At 69.1% G+C, this 21,502-nt stretch carries 16 protein-coding genes; 8 read left to right on the top strand and 8 right to left on the bottom strand.

The window, feature by feature from the left end; all coding sequences use genetic code 11:
- Positions 1-10 precede the first annotated feature (10 nt).
- On the bottom strand, positions 11-838 hold the full coding sequence (locus QT196_RS26140) for a hypothetical protein (protein ID WP_266733691.1): 828 nt from the start codon (positions 836-838) through the stop codon (positions 11-13).
- A 114-nt stretch (positions 839-952) separates the two neighbouring features.
- The gene (locus QT196_RS26145; protein WP_085925054.1) at positions 953-1,252 is read right to left on the bottom strand and encodes a hypothetical protein; all 300 of its coding nucleotides are present in this window, start codon (positions 1,250-1,252) and stop codon (positions 953-955) included.
- A gap of 408 nt (positions 1,253-1,660) precedes the next feature.
- Here QT196_RS26145 and QT196_RS26150 point away from each other — a divergent pair, with 408 nt between their 5' ends.
- The 6 genes from QT196_RS26150 to QT196_RS26175 all read left to right on the top strand — a co-directional run bounded on the left by QT196_RS26150 (position 1,661) and on the right by QT196_RS26175 (position 10,980).
- Positions 1,661-4,045 carry an ABC transporter substrate-binding protein gene (locus QT196_RS26150; protein WP_290355808.1) on the top strand — a complete coding sequence of 795 codons (2,385 nt, stop codon included), beginning with the start codon at positions 1,661-1,663 and terminating at the stop codon, positions 4,043-4,045.
- Between the two features lie 184 nt (positions 4,046-4,229).
- On the top strand, positions 4,230-6,134 hold the full coding sequence (typA, locus tag QT196_RS26155) for a translational GTPase TypA (RefSeq protein WP_168481228.1): 1,905 nt from the start codon (positions 4,230-4,232) through the stop codon (positions 6,132-6,134).
- Positions 6,135-6,377: 243 nt separating this feature from the next.
- Complete coding sequence (locus QT196_RS26160) at positions 6,378-7,997, top strand: ABC transporter substrate-binding protein (protein WP_266733684.1); 1,620 nt, start codon at positions 6,378-6,380, stop codon at positions 7,995-7,997.
- Between the two features lie 40 nt (positions 7,998-8,037).
- A complete protein-coding gene (locus QT196_RS26165; protein ID WP_168481230.1) occupies positions 8,038-8,961 on the top strand; it encodes an ABC transporter permease in 924 nt (307 codons plus the stop codon).
- A complete protein-coding gene (locus tag QT196_RS26170; protein ID WP_168481231.1) occupies positions 8,954-9,943 on the top strand; it encodes an ABC transporter permease in 990 nt (329 codons plus the stop codon). The genes QT196_RS26165 and QT196_RS26170 overlap by 8 nt, the downstream gene beginning before the upstream one ends.
- An 11-nt stretch (positions 9,944-9,954) precedes the next feature.
- Positions 9,955-10,980, top strand: coding sequence for an ABC transporter ATP-binding protein (locus tag QT196_RS26175; RefSeq protein ID WP_290355809.1), 1,026 nt, complete (start codon positions 9,955-9,957; stop codon positions 10,978-10,980).
- Between the two features lie 25 nt (positions 10,981-11,005).
- On the opposite strand, the gene QT196_RS26180 is transcribed toward QT196_RS26175, so the two are convergent.
- Complete coding sequence (locus QT196_RS26180; protein ID WP_266733678.1) at positions 11,006-12,208, bottom strand: transposase; 1,203 nt, start codon at positions 12,206-12,208, stop codon at positions 11,006-11,008.
- A gap of 137 nt (positions 12,209-12,345) precedes the next feature.
- On the opposite strand from QT196_RS26180, the gene QT196_RS26185 reads away from it, so the two are divergent.
- Complete coding sequence (locus tag QT196_RS26185; RefSeq protein WP_266733676.1) at positions 12,346-13,458, top strand: dipeptide ABC transporter ATP-binding protein; 1,113 nt, start codon at positions 12,346-12,348, stop codon at positions 13,456-13,458.
- Between the two features lie 90 nt (positions 13,459-13,548).
- Here QT196_RS26185 and QT196_RS26190 read toward each other — a convergent pair whose 3' ends face one another.
- The 5 genes from QT196_RS26190 to QT196_RS26210 all read right to left on the bottom strand — a co-directional run bounded on the left by QT196_RS26190 (position 13,549) and on the right by QT196_RS26210 (position 19,815).
- Positions 13,549-14,688, bottom strand: a complete 1,140-nt coding sequence (locus QT196_RS26190; RefSeq protein ID WP_168481234.1) for a dipeptide ABC transporter ATP-binding protein — start codon at positions 14,686-14,688, stop codon at positions 13,549-13,551.
- Positions 14,689-14,700: 12 nt separating this feature from the next.
- Positions 14,701-15,762, bottom strand: a complete 1,062-nt coding sequence (locus QT196_RS26195; protein ID WP_290355810.1) for an ABC transporter ATP-binding protein — start codon at positions 15,760-15,762, stop codon at positions 14,701-14,703.
- 10 nt (positions 15,763-15,772) lie between these two features.
- The gene (locus tag QT196_RS26200) at positions 15,773-16,744 is read right to left on the bottom strand and encodes an ABC transporter permease (protein WP_168481236.1); all 972 of its coding nucleotides are present in this window, start codon (positions 16,742-16,744) and stop codon (positions 15,773-15,775) included.
- 133 nt (positions 16,745-16,877) lie between these two features.
- Positions 16,878-18,677 (bottom strand): ABC transporter substrate-binding protein, encoded by a 1,800-nt coding sequence (locus QT196_RS26205; protein WP_168481237.1) that lies wholly within the window; start codon positions 18,675-18,677, stop codon positions 16,878-16,880.
- Positions 18,678-18,780: 103 nt separating this feature from the next.
- A complete protein-coding gene (locus QT196_RS26210; RefSeq protein ID WP_168481238.1) occupies positions 18,781-19,815 on the bottom strand; it encodes an ABC transporter permease in 1,035 nt (344 codons plus the stop codon).
- Between the two features lie 484 nt (positions 19,816-20,299).
- Here QT196_RS26210 and QT196_RS26215 point away from each other — a divergent pair, with 484 nt between their 5' ends.
- Complete coding sequence (locus QT196_RS26215; protein ID WP_290355811.1) at positions 20,300-21,412, top strand: hypothetical protein; 1,113 nt, start codon at positions 20,300-20,302, stop codon at positions 21,410-21,412.
- Positions 21,413-21,502 lie beyond the last annotated feature (90 nt).

The following is a 21,502-nucleotide window of genomic DNA, read 5'->3' on the forward strand; positions in this document are numbered from 1 at the left end:
GATGTTGTCGTCAGAAGAAGCGCGGGTCCGCGAACGCCCCGCTGGCCAGCAGGAAGACATAGAAGTCCGCGGCGGCCACGCTGATCAGGGAGGACCAGGCGAGCAGCATGTGCCGCTCGTTGAGCCTGCCGACCCAGCCCCACATCCGGTAGCGCACCGGGTGCTTGGAGAAGTGCCGCAGCCGGCCGCCGATGATGTGCCGGCAGGAGTGGCAGGAGAGGGTGTACGTCCAGATCAGCGCGATGTTGACGAGAAAGATGAGGGTGCCCAGGCCCATGTGGCCCCAGGCGTAGTGCGCGTCACGGAAGGTCAGCGCGGTGTCGTAGGTCAGCACGCAGGCCACCAGCACCGCGAAGTAGAAGAAGTAGCGGTGGATGTTCTGGAGGATCAGCGGGAAGCGGGTCTCACCGGTGTACTTCTTGTGCGGTTCGGCGACCGCGCAGGCCGGCGGCGAGGCCCAGAAGCCGCGGTAGTAGGCCTTGCGGTAGTAGTAGCAGGTCAGCCGGAAACCCAGCGGGAAGATCAGGATCAGCAGGGCGGGGGACAGGCCCCACCAGCTGCCGAAGATCTCCCAGTTGGGGCCGCCGCGCATGGTGTGGCAGTTCTCCGCCAGGCACGGCGAGTAGAACGGCGAGACATAGGGCGCGGCGTAGTAGTCGGCGTTCGAGAAGGCCCGCCAGGTCGAGTAGACGATGAACGCGAGCAGCCCGGCGGCGGTGCACGCCGGCGCCAGCCACCAGCGGTCGGTGCGCAGATGACGGGCGGGGATGGCGGCGCGCGAGGCGGTGTGCACGCCGGTCGCGCCCGCTTGCGATGAGGGTTCGGTGCCAGTGGCCAACGTCGGTCTCCGTGAAAGGCGCTCCGGCCGGAATGCTTCCACCGGGGCGGCAACGGGGTAGGGGCTGAGTGGGGCGAAGCCACCCCCTAAGGGGCCTCCACCAGGGGATTTCCCCTAGGGCGCGTGGCCGTTCCGGGAGCCGAGACCCTCGTCCTGGGCGTCGGTCCACAGCGCGGAGTTGTAGGGGGCGTCGGAGATCGGCACCATCTCGACGTCGGGCGCGCGCCGGTGGGCGGGAGGAGCGGCCGCCACGCTCTGCTTCAGCAGGGTGAGACTCTCGCGCAGATGGTCGGTGTCCGTACGGACCCGGCGGATGTCCAGGCCGGCGCCGAGCTGCGTCTCCAGTTTTCCCACCGACCGGATCAGGTCGTCCAGGCTGCGCTCAACCGCCGTCATTGCGTCCTGTAGGGACATATAACGTGCCCTCACTTTTTGAAGGTGTGGTGGGCGATCTCATGCGCCCGAGAGTGTCGCGCGTCACAGTAGGCGTTGGGAAGGGGTCCAGCGCGATTACGACTCGAACCGGTGCGTTCCGGTAACCATGCGCCCCGGCGTAGGTCGAACGCCGATACGGGAACGGGCGGTGGCGGACGGCGGCCCGCACCCCCGCGAACCCCGCCGTGACCCGCCCCGGGGGCCCTGTGTTGGGCCGGGCGGGTGGCCTTGGTGCGGCGGCCGCCGTGTCGGACTGCCGGTCCGGGCGCGGTCGCATTCAGTAGGGGTGCCATAGATGTGATGAGCCGCAAAATCGGCCGAACGTGGTGCGCCGGTCAACCCCAGGCGGTGCGCGGCGCGGCGCGGGCGAGCCCGGAGGTAACCGTCATGACCGACCACGATCACCTTGCAGGCCGCCGCGCGGTGTGCCGCAGACGCCGCTGTGCCGCGCTCATCGCGGCGGGGGTGCTGCTCCCGCTGCCGGTACTGACCGGATGCAGCGAAGACGACCGGGAGGCGTCCGTCGCGGCGTCCCAGGACATCGCCCCGGCACCCCGCGGCGACCTGAAGAACGGCGGCACCCTGCGCTGGGCCGTCGACGCGATGCCCGGCACTTTCAACGCCTTCCAGTCCGACGCCGACGCGACCACCGCGCGGATCGCCGGTGCGGTGCTGCCCAGCATGTTCACCATCGACGCGAGCGGCAGACCGCAGCGCAACGCCGACTTCCTCGACGCCGCGGACATCAGCACCCGGGACCCCAAGCAGGTCGTCACCTACAAGATCAACCCCAAGGCGCGGTGGAGCGACGGCAGGGCGATCACCGCCGCCGACTTCGTCGCCCAGTGGACCGCGCTGCGCGGCAAGAACAACGCCTACTGGACCGCCCGGAACGCCGGCTACGACCGGATCGGCAAGGTCCAGCAGGGCGCGAACGCCCATGAGGTCAAGGTCACCTTCGCCCGCCCCTACGCCGACTGGCGGTCCCTGTTCACCCCGCTCTACCCGAACAGCGTGATGGGCAGCGCCAACGCCTTCAACGACGGCGCGCGGGAGCAGCTCAAGGCCGGCGCCGGCCCGTTCCTCGTCCAGAAGCGGGACACCAAGGAGGGGCGCGTCATCCTCACCCGCAACCCGCGGTGGTGGGGCGAGCCCGCCAAGCTCAAGCGGATCGTGCTGCAGTCCCTACCCGGCGACAAGCGGGCCGCGGCGCTGGCCGAGGGCAGCGTCGATGTCGCCGCGGTCGACCAGATCGCCGCGAAGCGGGTCGCCTCCGCCCGGCGTCCGGCCGCCTCCGGCTCGCCCGCCGACGGCCACGCGGGCCCGCAGGCCGACGGCGCCCGGTCCGGTGCCCGTACCGGCGCCAAGGCCGCCGCGGCGGAGAACTCCGCCCTGCGCGGCTACGCCATCCGCAAGGCGCTGGAGCCCGCCTACACCCAGCTCGCCCTCAACGGCAGCAGCGGGCCGCTGGCCGACGACCGGGTGCGCCGGGCGGTGGCCCGGGCCCTGGACCGGCAGGCGCTCGCGGACACCGTCCTCAAGCCGCTCGACCTGCCGTCGAAGCCGCTCGGCAGCCATCTGCTGATGGCCGGGCAGTACGGCTACGCGGACCACAGTGCCGCGCTCGGCGAAGAGGACTCCGGGGCGGCCAAGGCGCTGCTCGCGGACGCCGGCTGGAAGAGCGACGGCACCGGCCACCAGCAGGCCGGCGAGAACCCCGGCGCACCGGCACCCGACGGGCGCGCCTACGAGGACGGCGACGGGCGGCCGGACGACCGGTACGCCGAGGACGGGTACCGGGACGACTCCGCGGAGGACGGGCCGGACGGCACCGACGACCGCAACCCGGCCCGCGCCCGCGACGGCCACGCCGGTGCGCCCGGCCGGGGCGACCGGCCGGCCGCCGCCGAGGCCCCGCTGTCCTTCACCGGCGCGGTCGGCTCGGAGGTCCAGCAGTCCGCGCTGCTGCGGCAGAGCGCCTCGTTCTACAAGCAGGCGGCCGCCAGTGAGAAGGCCGACGCGGACGGTGACACCGAGTCCTCGGCGTACGCCAAGTACAAGCGGTACAAGAAGCGGGCGGCGGAGGCGCTCGGTGCCGCCGAGCGGGTCGAGACCGGACAGGCCGGGCCGCTGCCGGGGTCCGGCGGGCACCCGGGTGCCCGGCACGCCGCCGTCGAGCGTGCCGCCGACGCGGCGGCCGCACCGCAGCCAGCCGACGGCAAGACGTCCCGGATCGCCGCCGTCAAGAAGAACGGCAAGCCGCTCACCCTGCGCTTCGTGCTCCCCGACGGCGCCGGCTCCGAGCAGCTGCGCACCGTCGGACGGCGGATCGCCTCGATGCTCGGCAAGATCGGCGTCCAGACGTCCCTCCAGCGGGTCTCCGACGCCAGCTACTTCCAGGACCACATCGCCTCCGGCGACTACGACCTGGCGCTGTACTCCTGGCCCGGCTCCGCCTACCCGGCGACCGACGCCCGCCCGATCTACGCCAAGCCGCAGCCCGCGCCCGACGGCTCGCTGACCGTCGAGCAGAACTACACCCGGGTCGGCACCGACCACATCGACCAGCTCTTCGACCAGGCCGCCTCCGAGCTGGACGAGGGTGCCTCGCACACGCTGGTGGCGCAGGCCGACGCCCGGATCTGGGCGGCCGCCGGGTCGATTCCGCTCTACCAGCGGCCCGAGCTGGTGGCGACGAAGAAGTCGCTTGCCAACGTCGGTGCCTTCGGCTTCGCCACACCCCGCTTCCAGGACATCGGCTACCGGAAGTAGGGGTGGCGTCAGGGCGAATAAATGGTAAGAACCCGCAGGTCATAGCGCATATGTACGGGCCGCGGCGGCCAATGCTGCCGCGGCCCCGTACGATGGGGTGAGGCCGTGGCTTCGTTATGCCCGGCGGGCGCGCGTACCGAATGGACGCGTCGCCACCCACGATTCCGGGAGAAGCGCCGCCAGTATGCCCACCCGCCACGACATTCGTAACGTCGCCATCGTCGCCCACGTCGACCACGGGAAGACCACCCTCGTCGACGCCATGCTCAAGCAGGCCGGTTCGTTCGCCGAACACGCCGCCGAGAAGCTCGACGACCGGATGATGGACTCCAACGACCTGGAGCGTGAGAAGGGCATCACGATCCTCGCCAAGAACACGGCGGTGAAGTATCACCCCAAGGACGGCGGGGACCCGATCACGATCAACATCATCGACACCCCCGGCCACGCCGACTTCGGTGGCGAGGTCGAGCGCGGTCTGTCGATGGTCGACGCGGTCGTCCTGCTGGTCGACGCCTCCGAGGGTCCGCTGCCGCAGACCCGCTTCGTGCTCCGCAAGGCCCTCGCGGCCCGGATGCCGGTCATCCTGTGCATCAACAAGACCGACCGCCCCGACTCCCGGATCGACGAGGTCGTCAACGAGACCTACGACCTGTTCCTGGACCTGGACGCGGACGAGGACCAGATCGAGTTCCCGATCGTCTACGCCTGCGCCCGTGACGGCGTGGCCTCGCTGACCAAGCCGGAGGACGGCACCGTCCCGGCCGACAGCACCAACCTGGAGCCGTTCTTCACCACGCTCCTGGACTCCGTCCCGGCCCCGCAGTACGACGCCGACGCCCCCCTTCAGGCGCACGTCACCAACCTGGACGCGGACAACTTCCTCGGCCGTATCGCGCTGCTCCGTGTCGAGCAGGGTGAGCTGGCCAAGGGCCAGAGCGTCGCGTGGATCAAGCGGGACGGCACCGTCGCCAACGTCCGCATCACCGAGCTGATGATGACCGAGGCGCTCACCCGCAAGCCCGCCGAGAAGGCCGGGCCGGGCGACATCTGCGCGGTCGCCGGTATCCCCGACATCATGATCGGCGAGACCCTCGCCGACCCGGAGAACCCGATCGCGCTGCCGCTGATCACGGTCGACGAGCCGGCGATCTCCATGACCATCGGTACCAACACCTCGCCGCTGGTCGGCCGGGGCGGCACCGGTAAGGGCGCGGACGCCAAGGCCGCGGTCAAGGACCGCAAGGTCACCGCCCGCCAGGTCAAGGACCGCCTGGAGCGCGAGCTGATCGGTAACGTCTCGCTGCGCGTCCTGGAGACCGAGCGCCCCGACGCCTGGGAGGTGCAGGGCCGCGGTGAGCTGGCGCTGGCCATCCTGGTCGAGCAGATGCGCCGGGAGGGCTTCGAGATGACCATCGGCAAGCCGCAGGTGGTCACCAGGCAGGTCGACGGCAAGACGTACGAGCCCGTCGAGCGCATGACCATCGACGTGCCCGAGGAGCACATGGGCGCCGTCACCCAGCTGATGGGTGTCCGCAAGGGCCGGATGGACAACATGTCCAACCACGGCTCCGGCTGGGTCCGCCTGGAGTTCGTCGTCCCGTCCCGCGGCCTGATCGGCTTCCGTACGGAGTTCCTGACCAACACCCGCGGCACCGGTATCGCGCACTCGATCCACGAGGGTCACGAGCCGTGGTTCGGCCAGCTCTCCACCCGTAACAACGGCTCGCTGGTCGCCGACCGCTCCGGTGCCGTCACCGCCTTCGCGATGACGAACCTCCAGGAGCGCGGTGTGCTGTTCACCGAGCCCGGCACCGAGGTGTACGAGGGCATGATCGTCGGTGAGAACTCCCGCGCCGACGACATGGACGTGAACATCACCAAGGAGAAGAAGCTCACCAACATGCGCTCCGCCTCGGCCGACTCGTTCGAGGCGATCGTGCCGCCGCGCAAGCTGTCGCTGGAGCAGTCCCTGGAGTTCTGCCGCGACGACGAGTGCGTCGAGGTGACCCCGGAGGCCGTGCGTATCCGCAAGGTCGTCCTGGACCAGAAGGAGCGCGGCCGCACCGCTTCCCGCGCCAAGCGGTAACGGCTGCCGCCGGTATCCCGGCCTGAACGATGGGGCGCCCCTCTGCGTGAGGGGCGCCCTTCGTCGTGGGTGGCCGGCTGTGTCGCCCAGGACCAGGGCGGCGTCCTCCCCGGCTCACTCCCCGATCGGGCATCCGAGGGGTTTCTCAGGTTTCCGGAGCAGTGGCGGACGCCGCCGGAGTGCGGTACGTCCGGCTTTGCGATCTTATGTGGCCCTAGGCATGCTCCGGACTGAGGAGGCGTCATGCGGAGAGCCACGTGCGCGAAGTGGGGCGCATCCGCCGTCGCCGTCGCCCTCGTGGCCACGGCGTGCGGGGGCGGGAGCGGGGCGAGCCGTTCCGGTGTGGTCAGCGCCTCCTGGGGGGATCCGCAGAATCCGCTGGAGCCGGCGAACACCAATGAGGTCCAGGGCGGCAAGGTCCTGGAAATGCTGTTCCGCGGGCTCAAGCGCTACAACCCGAAGACGGGCGCCGCGGAGAATGTGATCGCGGACCGGATCGAGACGACGGATTCGCAGAATTTCACGGTGACGCTGAAGGACGGCTGGACCTTCAGCAATGGGGAAAAGGTCACCGCCAAGTCCTTCGTGGACGCCTGGAATTATGGCGCGCTGCTGAGCAACAAGCAGAAGAACGCACCGTTCTTCCAGTACATCGACGGCTTCGCCCAGGTGCATCCGGACACCGGGAGCCCGCAGGCCAAGACCCTGTCGGGGCTGGCGGTGAAGGACGACAGGACCTTCACCGTCAAGCTCAACCAGAAGTTCTCCACCTGGCCGGACACTCTGGGCTACGCGGCCTTCATGCCGCTGCCGCAGGCGTTCTTCCGGGACCACGACGCCTGGATCGAGAAGCCGGTCGGCAACGGGCCGTACACCGTGGACTCCTACGAAAAGGGGTCGGTGATGCGGATGCGGAAGTGGGGCAAGTATCCGGGGGACGATCCGGCGCGTAACGGCGGTATCGATCTGCGGGTCTACACGGACAACAACACGGCCTATACCGATCTCCAGGCGGGCAATCTCGATCTGGTCGACGATGTGCCGGCCGCACAGCTGAAGAATGTACGGGCGGATCTGGGCGGCCGCTATATCAATCAGCCGGCCGGGATCATCCAGACCCTCGCCTTTCCCATGTACGACAAGCGGTGGGGGCGGCCGGGCGCGGAGAAGGTGCGCCGGGGCCTGTCGATGGCGATCGACCGGGACCAGATCACCCGGGAGATCTTCCAGAAGACCCGGACGCCCGCCACGGACTGGACCTCACCGGTGCTCGGGCCGAAGGGCGGCTACAAGCCCGGGCTGTGCGGCGAGGCCTGTGAGTTCCACGCGGCCAAGGCGAAACAGCTGATCAAAGAGGGCGGCGGACTCCCCGGCGGCAGGGTCACCCTCGCGTACAACGCCGATACGGGCTCCCACAAGGACTGGATCGATGCCCTCTGCAACAGCATCAACAAGTCGCTGGGAGAGGACCAGGCATGTGTCGGGGCCCCCGTCGGAACCTTCGCCGACTTCCGCAACAAGCTCACCGCCCGGCGGATGAGCGGGCCGTTCCGGGCCGGCTGGCAGATGGACTATCCGCTGATCCAGAACTTCCTCCAGCCGCTGTACTACACCAACGCCTCCGCCAACGACGGCAAGTTCAGCAATGCCTCCTTCGACAAGCTGGTGAACCAGGCGAACGCGGAAACGGACCAGAGGAAGGCCGTCGCGACATTCCAGGACGCGGAGAAAATCCTCGCCACCCAGATGCCGGCCATTCCGCTCTGGTACCAGAACGGCAGCGGCGGCTATTCGGACCGGATCAGCAATGTCGCACTGAATCCGTTCAGCGTGCCGGTCTACAACGAGATCAAGGTCAACTGACCGTGCCCACGGGCCGTACGGCGAGGGAGGCCGGTGCGTCATGGGCCGCTATGTGATCCGCCGGCTGCTCCAGATGATCCCGGTGTTCATCGGCAGCACCTTCCTCATCTTCTTCATGGTGTACGCCCTGGGCGACCCCGTGGCCGCGATGTTCGGCGACCGGGCGCCCGACCCCGCCACCGCCGCGCAGATCCGCCGCGAGCTCTACCTCGATGAACCGCTGTGGAAGCAGTATCTGCACTACATGGGCCAGATCTTCCAGGGGAATTTCGGCACCGCCTTCAACGGCCAGCCGGTCACCGAGCTGATGGCCTCCGCCTTTCCCGTCACGCTGCGGCTGGCCCTGGTCGCCGTCGTCATCGAGATGCTGGTGGGCATCGTGCTGGGGGTGTTCAGCGGGCTGCGGCGCGGCCGGGACATCGACACCACGGTGCTGGTCCTCACCCTCGTCGTGGTGTCCATCCCGACCTTCGTCAGCGGCTATCTGCTCCAGTTCCTGTTCGGGGTGCAGTGGGCCTGGGCCGCGCCGTCCGTCGCCCCCGAGGCGCCGCTGAACGAACTCCTGCTGCCGGGGCTGGTGCTGGCCCTGGTCTCGCTCGCCTACGTCACCCGGCTGACCCGGACCTCGATCGCGGAGAACGCCCGCGCCGACTACGTCCGCACCGCCCTCGCCAAGGGCCTGCCCCGGCACCGGGTCATCACCCGTCATCTGCTGCGCAATTCGCTGATCCCGGTCGTCACCTTCATCGGCACGGACATCGGCGCCCTGATGGGCGGCGCGATCGTCACCGAGCGCATCTTCAACATCCACGGCGTCGGATACCAGCTCTACCAGGGCATCCTGCGGCAGAACTCCCCGACCGTCGTGGGCTTCGTGACGATCCTGGTGCTGGTCTTCCTGCTCGCGAACCTCCTCGTCGACCTGCTGTACGCCGTCCTCGACCCGAGGATCCGCTATGCCTGAGTCCTACGTCCCCAAGGAAGCCATGGGCCACGGCGACGGCGGGTCCGCCGCACTGGCCATCGGCGAGGCGGAGTCGCTGGAACGGCGGCCCGGCGCGGCCCCGCCCGGCGGCGGGCCACCCGGGGCCCCCGTCGGCAAACCGCGCAGCCTGTGGAGCGACGCCTGGCACGACCTGTGCCGCAACCCGGTCTTCGTGCTCTCCGCGCTGGTCATCCTCTTCCTGGTGGTCATCGCGATCTGGCCGCAGCTGATCGCCACCGGCAACCCCTACCGCGCCGACCTCGCCAAGGCGCAGCAGGGCTCCCAGCCCGGCCACCCCTTCGGCTTCGACACCCAGGGCCGGGACGTCTACACCCGGGTCGTCTACGGCGCCCGCGCCTCCATCACCGTCGGCGTCTGCGCCACGACCGGTGCGGCGCTGCTCGGCAGCCTGCTGGGCGGCCTGGCCGGGTTCTTCGGCGGCTGGGGCGACACCCTGCTCTCCCGGCTCGCCGACATCTTCTTCGGCATCCCGGTGATCCTCGGCGGTCTGGTCTTCCTCTCCATGGTCACCAGCCCCACCGTCTGGCCGGTGGTCGGCTTCATCGTGCTGCTGGGCTGGCCGCAGATCTCCCGTATCGCCCGCGGCTCCGTCGTCACCGCCAAACAGAACGACTACGTCCAGGCCGCGCGGGCGCTGGGCGCGGGCAACCGGCGGCTGCTGCTGCGGCATATCGCGCCGAACGCCGTCGCGCCGGTCATCGTCGTCGCCACCATCGCCCTCGGCACCTTCATCGCGCTGGAGGCGACGCTCTCGTACCTCGGCGCGGGCCTGAAGCCGCCCACCGTCTCCTGGGGCATCGATATCTCCACGGCCTCCCCCTACATCCGCAGCGCGCCGCACATGCTGCTGTGGCCCGCGGGGGCGCTGAGCATCACGGTGCTGGCGTTCATCCTGCTCGGCGACGCGGTGCGCGACGCCCTCGACCCCAAGCTGCGCTGAGGAGCCGGAAGATGACGAACGAGGACGCGCGGTCCGCCGGCGCCGGTACGGCCCTGCTCGACGTGCGGGACCTGCGGGTCGAGTTCCGTACCCGGGACGGCGTGGCCAAGGCCGTCAACGGCGTCAGCTACCGCGTGGCGCCCGGCCAGACGCTGGCGGTGCTCGGCGAGTCCGGCTCCGGCAAGTCCGTCACCGCCCAGGCCGTGATGGGCATCCTGGACTCGCCCCCGGGACGCGTCACCGGCGGCGAAGTCGTCTTCCAGGGGCGCGATCTGCTCACCCTGCGCAAGGACGAACGGCGCAGGATCCGCGGCGCGAAGATGGCGATGATCTTCCAGGACGCGCTGTCCGCGCTGAACCCGGTCCTCAGCGTCGGCGCCCAGCTCGGGGAGATGTTCCAGGTCCACGAGGGGATGTCCCGTAAGGACGCCCGCGGCAGAGCCGTGGAACTGATGGAGCGGGTCGGCATCCCGGCGGCCAGGGAGCGGGTGGGCGACTATCCGCACCAGTTCTCCGGCGGGATGCGTCAGCGCATCATGATCGCGATGGCGCTGGCCCTCGGCCCGGACCTGATCATCGCGGACGAGCCGACCACGGCACTCGACGTCACCGTGCAGGCGCAGGTGATGGACCTGCTGGCCGAGCTCCAGCGCGAGCTGACCATGGGGCTGATCCTGATCACCCACGACCTGGGCGTGGTCGCCGATGTCGCCGACACCATCGCGGTGATGTACGCCGGCCGGATCGTCGAGACCGCCCCCGTCCACCAGCTCTACCGGGCGCCCGCCCACCCGTACACCCGCGGCCTGCTGGACTCCGTCCCACGGCTGGACCGGAAGGGCCGGCGGCTGTACGCGATCAAGGGCCTGCCGCCCAGCCTGACGGCCATTCCGCCCGGTTGCCCCTTCCACCCGCGCTGCCCGCTGGCCCAGGACATCTGCCGGACCGACCCGCCGCCGCTGTACGAGGCCGGACCCGGCCGGGCCAGCGCCTGCCACTTCTGGAAGGAGACCCTTGGTGACTCCACCCACCGCTGAAGCGGCGGGCTTCCTGCGTCGGGGGCTATGTCGCGACGCAGAGGGCCAGCCCGGCCCTGATTGCTGTGTTGAGCGCACCGACCGTGTCCGCGTGCTCGATGAAACCGCAGGCGGTGCACTGAAAGCCTTCCCCGTCGCGGTTCTGCGCCGACACATGTCTGCACAGCGGGCAGGTGCGGGAAGTGTTGCGGGGGTTCACCGCGATCATTTGACGCCCGGCGCACTCTGCCTTGGCGGTCAAGACGGCGAGGAACACCCCCCAACCCGCATCGAAAATAGCTCTGTTGAGGCCGGCTTTCGCGGCCGCTCCGTTCGGTTCGAAGGTGCCGTCATCCGCTGCCCTGGGCTTCGGACGGCGCGTCATGTTCGCGATGTCGAGGCGTTCGTGGGCGATCACGTCCGCGTCACGTACCACAAAGTTGGCGGCCTTGTGAGCGTGATCGAGACGCTGGCGGCGGATCTTCGCGTGCAGCTTCGCGACCCGCTCTACGGCCTGACGGTGCTTCTTCGTACGGGTCTTCGTCTTGCCCCGCTTCGGGAACTGGCTGAGGTTCCGCTGCGCGGCGGCCAGTTCGGCAGCGGCCTTGGAGAGCAGGCGCGGGTTCTCGATGTGAACGCCGTCGGTAGTGGTCAGGAAGTGGGTGGTGCCCATGTCGATGCCGACCTCGCGCCCAGTGGCGGGCAGGGGCTCAGGGGGCACGTCATCACACGACAGCACTACGAACCACTTGCGGCCTTGACGCTTGACGCTCACCGTCTTGACCTGGCCTCTGACCGGCCGGTGCTGGTGGACGCGAACGTGACCGACACCCTGGAGGCGGACGCGGGTAGTCCCGTCGCGCGGGGTGGAGTCCCAGCGGCAACCGTCACCGTCCTTCGGAAACTCCACCGTGTCGAACCGTGCCCGGGACCGAAACCGGGGGTAGCCCGGAGTATCCCCGGACTTTACGCGGCGGAAGAACGCCTCGAACGCCTTGTTCAACCGGCGCAGCGTCGCCTGCTGGGAGGAGAACGACCAGCGAGCCTGCTCGGGGGAGAAGGCGCGGATGCCCTTGAGCTGTGCGGACTGGTCGCCGTACCGGACCGTCGTCTTCGAGGAGTGCCGCCAGGCGCCCCGCCGCTCCTGCAACGCCGCGTTGTAGAGGTCGCAATGATCCGCCAGCATCGCCACCAGAGCGCTCTGCTGGCCCACCGTCGGCCTCAACAAGAACTTGTAGCTACGGCGCACGGTTGTTCACCTCCACTCACCCGTTCAACCTACGGGCTACCACTGACAACACAGCAGATCCATGCCGAAAGCCGAGGTCAGGGCCATTGAAGGAAGACATCCCGACCTCACCTGACGAGCACGGGCAAGGACATTCGATGGAGCACGGTATTGGTGGCCGCGCAGCGGCCGGTGTGGAGCCTGGTCGGCTCCAGCAGTTCCGGGACGGCGCCGCGCGGGCGGCCGGCGAACCGATCCTGGAGATCCGCGACCTGGTCAAACACTTCCCGCTCACCCGGGGGGTGCTCTTCCGGAAGCAGGTCGGCGCGGTCAAGGCCGTCGACGGGGTCTCCTTCGACCTCCACCAGGGCGAGACGCTCGGCATCGTCGGCGAATCGGGCTGCGGCAAGTCCACCGTCGCCAGGCTGCTGGTCGGCCTCGAACGTCCGACGTCCGGTCAGATCCGTTACCGGGGCGAGGACATCAGCACCCTCTCGGCCCGCGCCCTGCGGGCCGTACGCCGCAACATCCAGATGGTGTTCCAGGACCCCTACACCTCCCTGAACCCCCGGATGACCGTCGGCGACATCATCGGTGAGCCCTACGAGATCCACCCCGAGGCGGCCCCTAAGCGGGACCGCCGCAGAAAGGTCCAGGAACTCCTGGAAGTGGTGGGGCTCAACCCCGAGTTCATCCACCGCTATCCGCACCAGTTCTCCGGCGGCCAGCGCCAGCGCATCGGGATCGCCCGCGGCCTGGCGCTGCGCCCGGAGATCATCGTCGCCGATGAGCCGGTCTCCGCGCTGGATGTCTCGGTCCAGGCCCAAGTGGTCAATCTGCTGGAGGAGTTGCAGCGGGAGTTCGCGCTGTCGTACGTCTTCATCGCCCACGATCTGTCCGTCGTACGGCATATCTCCGACCGCGTCGCGGTGATGTACCTGGGCCGGCTGGCCGAGACCGGCACCCAGGAGCAGATCTACGACCACCCCACGCACCCGTACACCCAGGCCCTGCTGTCCGCCGTGCCCGTCCCCGACCCGGACGCCCGCACCCACCGGGACCGCATCCTGCTGGCCGGCGATGTCCCGTCACCCGCGAACCCGCCCTCCGGCTGCCGCTTCCGCACCCGCTGCTGGAAGGCCCGGCAGCTGTGCGCCGACGTCGTCCCGCCGCTGGACGTGCCCGGGGAGTTCCGCGGGACGGCGAGCCCGGCCGGGCACGCCTCGGCCTGTCACTTCGCCGAGGAGCGGCACGTGGTGCCGAGCGAGTAGCCGTACGGGCCGGACGGCCGTGCGCGGCGCCCGGAAACGCCAGGAGCCCGCCTCCCGTAGGGGAAGCGGGCTCCGGCTCCGGAGGGAGGGTCACCCGTCCGTGTCGGTGTCCTCGGCCGCCGCGGACTCCTCTATCGCGGCCAGCGCCGGGTCGAGGATGATGTCCTCGCCGCGGGCCGCGGTCGTCGGCTCCTCGGGGAAGTGGCAGGCGGTGAGGTGCCCGGCCCCGTTCCCGCCGATCTGCACGAGCGGCGGCTCCTCGGTGGCGCACTTGTCCTGCGCCTTCCAGCACCGCGTACGGAACCGGCAGCCGGAGGGCGGGTTGACCGGGGAGGGGACGTCACCGGCGAGACGGATGCGCTCGCGGTCCTCCTCCTCGTTCTCCACCAGCTTGGCCTCGGGCACCGCCGAGAGCAGCGCGTGGGTGTAGGGGTGGCGCGGCCGGTTGTAGATCTCGTCGCGCGTTCCCACCTCGACGATCTTGCCGAGGTACATCACCGCGACCCGCTCGCTGAAGTGCCGCACGATCGCCAGGTCATGGGCGATGAACAGGAACGCGATGCCCAGTTCCCGCTGGAGCTTCTGGAGCAGGTTGACGACCTGCGCCTGGATCGAGACATCGAGCGCGGAGACCGGCTCGTCGGCGACGATCAGCTTCGGCTCCAGGGCGAGCGCCCGGGCCACCCCGATGCGCTGGCGCTGACCGCCGGAGAACTCGTGCGGGAAGCGGTTGTAGTGCTCCGGGTTGAGTCCGACGGTCTCCAGGAGTTCCTGGACCCGCTTCTCCCGGCCGCCGGGCGGGTTGATCCCGTTGATCTCCATCGGGCCGCCGATGATGGTGCCGACGGTCTGCCGCGGGTTCAGCGAGGCGTACGGGTCCTGGAAGATCATCTGGATCTCGGAGCGGATCGGCGCCAGCTCCTTGCGGCCCGCGTGGGTGATGTCCTGGCCCGCGTAGGTGATCTTGCCGGAGGTCGGCTCCATGAGCCGGGTGAGCAGCCGTCCGGTGGTGGACTTGCCGCAGCCCGACTCACCGACCAGACCGAAGCTCTCACCGGCGTGCACGGTCAGGTCGACGCCGTCGACCGCCTGGACCGCGCCGACCTTCCGCTTGAACGGGAAGCCGCCGTGGATCGGGAAGTGCTTGGTGAGGCCCTCGGCGGTGAGCAGCGGCTCGCCCGGGGTGGGCGCGGCGTCACGGGGCGCCGGGAGGGTGACGTTCTCTGCCATGGTGATAGCTCCCTAGCCCAGCCGGGGCTTGATCTGCTCGGTGAAGAGGGTCTGCTTCTGCTCGGCGCTCAAGTGGCACGCGGCGGCGCGCCCCAGCTCCAGCAGCGGCCGCTCGTCGGTGCAGCGGGCGCCGCCGACCTCGCCGGTGAAGCCGCAGCGCGGGTGGAACCCGCAGCCGGAGGGCGGGGTGAGCAGGCTCGGCGGCGACCCGGGGATCGGGTGCAGCTCCTCGTGGACGTCCGAGCTGAGCCGGGGCATCGAGCTCAGCAGGCCCCAGGTGTACGGGTGCTGCGGCCGGCTGAGGATCTCCTTGACCGAGCCCCGCTCCACGGCGCGGCCCGCGTACATCACCAGCAGGTCGTCCGCGGTGTTGGCGACCACGCCGAGGTCGTGGGTGATCAGGATGATCGCGGAGCCGAACTCCTGCTGGAGGTCCTTGAGGAGGTCCAGGATCTGCGCCTGGACGGTGACGTCCAGGGCGGTGGTCGGCTCGTCGGCGATCAGCAGCTGGGGGTTGCAGACCAGCGACATGGCGATCATCGCGCGCTGGCGCATACCGCCGGAGAACTGGTGCGGATAGTCGTCCACCCGCAGACTGGGCTGCGGGATACCGACCTTGGTCAGCATCTCGATGGCGCGCTGCCGGCCCTCGCGCTTGCTGGCGCCGGTGTGCTTGATGAACGGCTCCGCGATCTGCCGGCCGACCGTGTAGTACGGCGACAGGGCGGTCAGCGCGTCCTGGAAGATCATGGCCATCTTGTTGCCGCGGAGCTTCTCCAGGGTCTTCTCCCTGGCTCCGGTCAACTCCTGGCCGTCCAGCGTGATTTCGCCGGTGATCTCGGTGCTCTTGGGGTTGTGCAGTCCCAGCACGGCGAGGTTGGTGACGGACTTGCCGGATCCCGATTCGCCGACGATGCCGAGCGTCTGCCCGCGTTCGAGGTCGAAGGAGAGGCCGTCGACCGCCTTGACGATGCCGTCCTCGGTGGAGAACCGGACATGCAGGTCGCGGACGGAGAGGAAGGGGTCCGATCCGGCCGGGACCGGCGCGTCCTCGGTCTTGGTGAGTGTGGTCACTTGGGTTCTCCTAGGACAGGCGCACGCGCGGGTCGATGAGGGCGTACGTCGCATCCACGATGATGTTGAACACCAGGATCAGGGCGGCGCTGAAGATCAGCACGCCGAGGATCATGGGCAGATCGAGAGTGATGACGGAGTTGATGGCCAGCCGGCCGAGGCCCGCCAGCGAGAAGGTGTACTCGGTGATCATGGCGCCGCCGAACAGCGAACTCAGGTCGATGCCGAGGATCGTGACGATCGGGATCAGCGAACCGCGCCAGGCGTAGCGGAGGAAGACGTAACGCGCGGGCATGCCCTTGGCCTTGGCGGTGCGGACGTGCTCCTCCTGGAGCTGCTCGATCATCGTCGAGCGCGCCATACGGGTGTACTGGGCGGTGAAGATCGTCGACATCACCAGCCACGGCAGCAGCAGGCCCATGAACCAGCCACCCGGGTTGCTGGTGAGCTCCACGTACTTGGGAGAGGCCATGAGGCCGCTGTAGACGAAGATGCCGAGGACGATCGGGCCCAGGATGTAGATCTGCACCGAGCTGAGCACCATGGAAGCGCCGGTGACCGTCTTGTCCAGCACCGAGCCCTTCTTCCAGGCGGCGAGCAGACCGGCACCGAGGCCGATGACCAGGAACGCGATCGCGCCGCCGACGGCCAGCGACGCCGTGGTGGGCAGCCGGTCCATCATCGTCGCCCAGACGTCCTGCTTGGTGGCGAAGGAGTAGCCGAAGCAGGGGGCGCTGCAGTGCCCGACGGAGTAGTCGCGGCCCGCGAAGATGCCGACCAGGAAGTCCCAGTACTGCGTCGGCAGGGGCTTGTCGAGACCGAGGTTCTGATGGATCAGGGCCACGTTGTCGGCGGTGCAGTTCTTGCCGCACGCCATCATGGCCGGGTCACCCGTGGAGAAGAACACGAAGAACGTGAAGGCGCTCAGCAGGAGAAGGATGACGACCGCGCCGAAAATCCGGCGGAATAGGAAGGGAAGCATGGCAGTTCGCTGCTCTCAGGACGGCGGCGGCTGTGGGGAGTGACGGAGTGGCGGGGAAGGCCCCGGAGAGCGCGCGCTCCGCCGTGCCGCGCGCTCTCCGGACCGCCTTCCGGTGCTTGCTTCTGTGTGCGTCTTACTTCTTGAGGAACAGCGTGTTCAGGTCCAGGTAGTTGGTGTCGCTGTTGTAGCGGGTACCACCCACGTTGGAGCCGTGCAGCTGGAGAATCTTGGTGTAGAAGACCGGGGCGGCCGGGTTGACCTTCTCCACGATGTACTGGTGCAGCTTCTGCCACTCCGGCGTCTGCTTCTTGGCGTCCGTGATCTTCTCGATGCGGTCGATCTCGGAGCTGATGTGCTTGTCGCGGATGTGCGAGTAGTTGGCCGCGCCGTCCTGGATCTGCCGGGGGTCGTACGACGGCGGGATGACGGTGGAGGCGTCCGCCCAGTCCTGGCCCCAGCCGGTCATGTAGATGTCGAAGCCGTTGTCGACCTTGCCCATCTGCTGGTACCAGGAGGCCGCGTCGACCTCCTTCTTCTGGACGTCGAAGCCGGCCTTGTTCAGGGCGTCCTCGATGACCGCGGCTTCCTTCTGGCGGATCTCGGTGTTGGAGTAGGCGTAGACGAGCTTCATGCCCGTCTTGCCGGCCTCCTTGAGGAGTTTCTTGGCCTTCTCCGGCTCACCGTTGGGGTGCGTGAGCTTGCCGTAGGGGTCGTAGCCCTTCTCGTAGCCCGCCACGGTCGGGGCGAGCAGACCGCCGGCGATCTCACCGCCGTAGCTGCCGCCGTTGATGCGGACGATCTGCGAGTTCGGCATGGCGTAGGTGATCGCATCGCGGATCTTCTTGTCCTTGATGCGGTCCATGTTCATGTTCATCTGCCAGACGTAGGGCTGGTAGCCCTGCACCAGGCGCTTGCTGGCGCTGGGGTTGTCCAGCACCTGCTTGGTCTGCGTCGGCTCCACCGAGTTGGTGAAGCTGATCGCGTTCTTGGCCTCACCCTGGTCGGCCATCAGGCGCTTGGTGGAGTCCGAGAACTGGTGGTTGAAGGTGATGTCGAAGCCGTCGACGTACTGGTGCCGCGCCGGGTCCGTCTTCGGGTCCCAGTTCGTGTTGCGCACCAGCTTCGCGGACTTGCCCTCCTTGAAGGAGGCGAACTTGTACGGGCCGGCGCAGACCGGCTTGACGTCGTAGTTCTCCTTGGTGTCCTTGGCGCCCTCGGGGACCACGCTGTAGCCCGCGATGGCGAGCGCGTAGGGCACCTGCGACTGCGGCTTCTTGAAGTGGAAGATGACGGTCTTGTCGTCCGGGGTGTCCAGGACGTTCTTGGGCAGGTGGTCACCCTTGTACGGACCGTCCGGCAGTGCCTTGCGGTACGTGGTGCCCTCGCCCGACAGCCACGTCTGCATGTACGTGGGGCCGTCGGTGATGAACTTGGCGTACATCCGCTCGATGGTGTGGCGGATGTCCTTCGAGGTGATCGGCTTGCCGTCCTCGAACTTTATGCCGTCCTTGAGCGTGTACTTCCACGTCTTGCCGCCGTCGGACATCTGGCCGGCGTCGGTGGCGAGGTCACCGACGACCGTCTTCTTGCCCGCGTCGTCCTGCTTGTACGTGGTCAGACCACGGAAGATCAGCTTGGACAGGTCGCCCAGGTCGCTGACGTACATCTGCGCCGGGTCCAGGTGGTTGAAGCTGTCACGCTGGAAGACACGCATGGTGCCGCCCTTGCGGGACCCCTTGACCTCGGCGGCCGGGCCGGTGGAGTCGGCGGCCGTGCCGAGCGCCACGGTCTTGGACTGCGCGGCGGCGTCCTTGTCCGTCTGGGACTTGTCCTTGCCGCTGCTGCCGCCGCTGCTGCATCCGGTGAGCGCGAGTGAACCGGCCGCCAGGGCCACGATCACGGCGCGTGCTCTGCGCGTAGATAGTGCGTTCATGAGGTTCCAAGCACCTGCCTGTCGGTTGTTGTCCAGATGTGCTGCCTGACGCAACCGGTACGAGCCCGGCCCGGGGGTGACAGCGCCCCCCTCATGTGGACGATCAGCGCCCGGACTTGGGATCGAAGGCGTCCCGGACCGAGTCCCCGAGCAGGTTGAAGCACAGCACGAAGATCACCATCGCGGCGCCGGGGAAGACAAGGAAGGTCGGGTCGTTCTCGTAGACCATGCCGGCCGTGTGGAACAGCCGCCCCCAGTCCGGGGTCGGTTCCATGATGCCGACGCCCAGGAAGGACAGGCCGGCCTCCGCCGTGACGAACAGCGGGAGCATGTAGGTGGCCTGCACCAGGATCGGCGTGACCACGTTGGGCAGCAGTTCCTTGCGGATGATGCGCCAGGGAGAGGCGCCGGTGATCTTCGCGGCCTCGACGAACTCCCGCTCACGCAGGGACAGCACCTGGCCGCGCAGCAGCCGGGCCAGACCCATCCACCCCAGCGCCCACTGCACCAGGATGAGCGCGACCACACGCACATAGGTCGGGGTCTCGTCGCCCGGCGGGATGAAGAACGCCACGACCACGGGCATGAAGGCCACGAAGGTCAGCTGGCTGGGGAAGGCGAGCAGGAAGTCGATGATCCGGCCGAGCCAGTAGTCGGTCCTGCCGCCCACATAGCCGGCCGTGATGCCCAGGAGGGTGCCGGTGATGACCACCAGGATGGTCACCGCCACCGAGATGCCCAGGGACGTCCGCATGCCGTAGATCAGGGACGTGAACAGATCGCGGCCGAGGGCCGGTTCGATGCCGAACCAGAAGTCCCCGGAGATGCCGCCGTTGGCACCCATCGGATACCCGAACTCGTCGAAGAGGCTCGGGTCCTCGTTGCCGTAGAAGGTGTACGGGTTCTTGCCGTACAGCGAGGCGATCACCGGAGCCAGCGCGGCCACGACGAAGAAGGCCAGCACAATGACCGCGCAGATGACGCCCGTGCGGTCGCGCTTGAAGCGTCGCCACATCAGTTGGCCGGGGGAACGGCCAACGAGCTCACCGTCCTTGCCGTCCTTCGTCTTCTTCAGACCCTTGGAATCAAGTCCGGGTGGATCGGACTTGGTTGCCGCGGTCTGGGATGGACTAGTCATCGCGAAGTGCCCCCGCGCCGAGTTCTCTTGGAACGTGAAGCGGCACCTGGTCGCACCGCTGGATGAGCGGACTTTCGCAAGTGATTTATGGCGGAGTCAAGGGGATCGGGTGTGCTCGTGAACAGGTCGTCTACTTCTTGAGCGAAGATTGCGCAGATCGACGCCCGGGCGTGCTTGACAGAGGTCCGGGATATGCGGCATGGGGGACATATCACCATCAACTTCTTTAACGTGAAGGCAACTTCACTGTCGCAACACCGATATACGGACGCGCCATGATGAACAACGTACGGCCGTGCGGGTGCCGTAGACCGGCCGGGACGTCAGAGGCGCCCCGGCCGGTTGCTGCTTTGTCCGGGTTTCATCCATCGCCCCGGCCGGCTCTGTTGTCGCCGGGCCGGGACTCGAGTAGACCTGCGGGGACACCTCCCCTGCGGGGTGCCATGGACGACTCGGGTACTTCGACACGGACGGGGGGCGAGCCGTGTCCACAGTGCGGGACAGCGTTCTCACCCGCGGCGCGCGCGGCCTCGGCGCACTGGTCTGCCTGCTGCTCGCGCTGATCGGCGTGGGCTGGATCATCCGCGATCTGACCATCGCCCAGCAGGGCGCGGACGTCGGGCGGTTGTGGCTCGGGGAGGCGCCCCGACCAGGGGAGTTCACCGCCTGGGCCACCTCGGCGCTGGACCCGCTGCTGGTGCTCGGCGCGCTCGCCGTCGCGGTCGCCGCCCTGCGCACCGCCGTCGCCTCGACCCTGGTCACCGGCGCTCTGCTCTCCCTGGCGGCAGCCACCGCACTGCTGCGGATCCCGCTGGTGTGGATGCTGGGCGCGGGCTGGCTCCAAGGGCTGGACAGCGGTCTCATGGCGCGGGCACGGCTGACCGCCCTGGTCCAACTCGTCCTGGCGATCGCGCTGATCACGGTGTGCGCGGCGGGGCGGCGGCGGGACGGGACCGGCGGTCGCGGGCCGCACGGCGTGCCGGCACCGGAGTCCGCGGCCTACGGAGTGGTCCGTGCGGTGCCGCTGGCGGCGGGCCCCGGGGCGCCCGGCAGCCCGTTCAAGGGGCCGGCCCTCACCGTCGCCGTCCTCCTGGGCGCCGCCGGAATCGCCGTCACCGGCTGGGAGATCCACTGGTGGGCGCAGCTCGGCGGGGAGATCTACGCCAAGGGGCTGTTCGGTGACGCCTCCGTCTTCCGCACGCTGCTCCAGCCGCCGGTGCACTGGCAGGCGGTGGCGCTCGCGCTGCTGGCCCTGGGCGTGGGGGCCGCCGCGCTGCGCCGGGCGGTCTGGTCCCGGCCGGCGGCGCTGACCGCCGCGGCCCTGCTGTGCGTGCACGGAGCCGTGGCCCTCGCCTTCGCCGGGCACACCGGGAAGCTGGGCCGCTTCGCCGTGCTGCCCGTCCGGGCCCAGCTGGAGCTGGGCACCGCGGGCTTCGTGGTGGCTGCCGGACTGGCCGTGCTGATCGCGGCGGCCCGGCCCGGCGTCCCGGCGGCGGTCCCGGAGACGGACGCGGCGCTGGCGTACGGCGCCGCGCCGGGCGAGACGCGGCCGCCGCACGCCCCGCCCCCGCCGTCCACACTCCCGCCCGGCTGGTGAGACGGGCCGGGGCGGAGGACTTAAGGGGGCGGAGGGCTTAGGGGGCGGGCGAACAGATCCCGTAGGGGGTGCGGGGGCCCCTGCGGAGCC

It is taken from the genome of Streptomyces sp. P9-2B-2, assembly GCF_030406865.1.
In the GTDB taxonomy this organism is placed as follows: domain Bacteria; phylum Actinomycetota; class Actinomycetes; order Streptomycetales; family Streptomycetaceae; genus Streptomyces; species Streptomyces platensis.